This window comes from Streptomyces sp. OfavH-34-F (assembly GCF_022347745.1).
GTDB lineage: Bacteria > Actinomycetota > Actinomycetes > Streptomycetales > Streptomycetaceae > Streptomyces.
Genome location: NZ_JAKRGC010000536.1, coordinates 1 through 2503 on the forward strand (window position 1 = coordinate 1; position 2503 = coordinate 2503).

Annotated in this window: 2 protein-coding genes and 1 pseudogene; all 3 read right to left on the reverse strand. The window is 73.8% G+C overall.

Features of this window, described 5'->3' with window-relative positions; translation table 11 throughout:
- Positions 1-47: 47 nt before the first annotated feature.
- Positions 48-1064, reverse strand: coding sequence for a sugar-binding transcriptional regulator (locus MHW47_RS34520; protein ID WP_239227782.1), 1017 nt, complete (start codon positions 1062-1064; stop codon positions 48-50).
- 150 nt (positions 1065-1214) lie between these two features.
- Positions 1215-1898 (reverse strand): ribulose-phosphate 3-epimerase, encoded by a 684-nt coding sequence (gene rpe, locus MHW47_RS34525; protein ID WP_239227781.1) that lies wholly within the window; start codon positions 1896-1898, stop codon positions 1215-1217.
- Positions 1899-2018: 120 nt separating this feature from the next.
- Positions 2019-2503 (reverse strand): annotated as a pseudogene (locus tag MHW47_RS34530) (rRNA cytosine-C5-methyltransferase); the annotation flags it as partial.

The following is a 2503-nucleotide window of genomic DNA, read 5'->3' on the forward strand; positions in this document are numbered from 1 at the left end:
GCCGGTCACGTGACCGGCCCGCCCCTCTCCGTACCGCCGTGAACGGTTCAGTCGCCGTCCGGGTCGGTGCGCTCCAGGGCCGGCCGGCGCGGGGCCGCGGACTCCGTCAGCAGATAGTCGGCCGCGGCCGTGTCCGTCACCAGGCTGGTGACCAGACCGGAGCGCAGCACCGCGCCGATCGCGGCGGCCTTGCGCTGCCCGCCCGCGATCGCCACGACCTCCGGAATCCGGCGCAGCCGGTCCGCCTCGACCGTGATGCAGCGCTCGCCGAGGTCCCGGCCGACCCGGCGGCCCTCCGCGTCGAACAGGTGGGCCGACATCTCCGCGGCGACGCCGAGCGAGGCGTAGTGCAGGCGCTCCTCGTCCGACAGCATGTCGTGCACCGTGGAGATCCCCGGCTCCCAGGAACCGATGGAGACGGCCGCCACCGTCACCTTGTCGAAGTACTCGAAGGCGCGGGCGATGCCGGTCTGATGGCGCAGCGCCGCGGCCGTCGCCGGGTCCGGCAGCAGCATCGGCGCGTAGATCGGGTGGGCCTCGCCGCCGGAGACCTGGGCGGCGCGCCGCACCGCCTCCACCGAACCGCGCTCGGCGGTGCCCGCGTCGTACACGCCGGTGAGCTGCACCACCGTGCACGGGGGCAGCCGGTCGAGGGCGGCGGCCATGTGGATGGTGGAGCGGCCCCAGGCCAGCCCGAGCACGTCGCCCTCGGTCACCAGTTCGCCGAGCAGATCGGCTGCGACCTCGCCCAGGTTCTCCGGATCGGCCGCGTCGTCCTGCTCCTCCGCCGGGGACTCGACGACCACCGCGTGGCGCAGCCCGTACCGGGCCCGCAGCGCGTCGGAGCGCTCGGCGTCCAGCTCCGCCGGAACCCTGATCTCGATCCGTACCAGGTCACGCTCCAGGGCCGTCTCCAGCACGCGCGCCACCTTGAACCGGCTGACGCCGAACTCCTCGGCGATCTGGATCTTGGACTTGCCCTCGAGGTAGAAGCGGCGGGCCATGGCCGCCGCCTGCACCAGCTCCGCGGGCCCCATCCGCAGGGCGGACCGGCCCGCCGACATTGCAGACACCGCGTTCTCCTCACTGCTGTTCACGCTCTTGATACGCCGTTCATCCTGTCAGATGCGACGCTCCCTGACCGGTCCCGTCGGACCCCGTTCATCTGCCCTTGGCCCGGACGCCTCCCGCATCCGCGTCCGCGCCGCCGGGACTCAGTGCGCGCAGCCCCAGCCGGCCGCGCCGATGGCCCCCTCGGCCTTGGCACGCAGGGCCCGCACCGCGGCGGCCGGGTCCTCGGCGTTGTAGACGGCGGAGCCCGCGACGAAGACGTCGGCGCCCGCCTCGGCGCACCGCTCGATGGTGGACTCGGAGACACCGCCGTCCACCTGGAGCCACAGGTCGAGGCCGTGCTTGGAGATCAGCTCACGGGTGCGCCGGATCTTGGGCAGCATGATGTCCAGGAACGCCTGGCCGCCGAAGCCCGGTTCCACGGTCATGATCAGCAGCATGTCCAGCTCGGGGAGCAGGTCCTCGTACGGCTCGATGGGCGTCGCCGGCTTGAGCGCCATGGAGGCGCGGGCGCCCTTGGCGCGGATCTCGCGGGCCAGCCGGACGGGGGCCGCCGCGGCCTCGGCGTGGAAGGTGACCGACCCGGCCCCGGCCTCGACGTACTGCGGCGCCCAGCGGTCCGCGTCCTCGATCATCAGATGGCAGTCCAGCGGCGTGTCCGTGGCCCTGCTGAGCGATTCCACGATCGGAACGCCGAGGGTCAGATTGGGCACGAAGTGGTTGTCCATGACGTCGACATGGAGCCAGTCGGCACCTTCGACGGCCTTCGCCTCGTCGGCGAGGCGCGCGAAGTCGGCGGAGAGAATACTCGGGTTGATCTGGGCCATGGGCCAAGCCTGCCATGTTCTGCGTCACTTCCCCGCCCCGGTGCGCCCCAAAGCCTCACGGGATCATTACGGTTCGAGCAAGGGCGGCGTTCCGCCCCGGCGCGGGGAGCCTTCGGCCGCTCAGCCGGTACGGCGCAGCAGCGCGAGGTACATGGCGTCGGTGCCGTGCAGATGCGGCCAGAGCTGGACGTCGGGGCCGTCGCCCAGCGCGGGCACGCCGGGCAGCAGCGGGCGGGCGTCGATCCACTCCGCCTCGGCGGACGCGCCGCCCCGGCCCTTGAGCACGTCCTCGACGACGACGCGGGTCTCGGCGAGGTGCGGCGAGCAGGTGGCGTAGCCGACGACGCCGCCGACGCGGACGGCCTTGAGCGCCTCGCGCAGCAGCCCGCGCTGGAGCGGCGCGAAGCCCTCCAGGTCCTCGGGGCGGCGGCGCCAGCGGGCCTCCGGGCGGCGGCGCAGGGCACCGAGGCCGGAGCAGGGCACGTCCACCAGGACCCGGTCGAAGGTGCCGGGCCGCCACGGCGGGCGGGTGCCGTCGGCGGTGACCACCTGGTACGGGCCGGGGTTGCCGGTCAGCGCGCGCTCCACGAGGCGGGCGCGGTGCG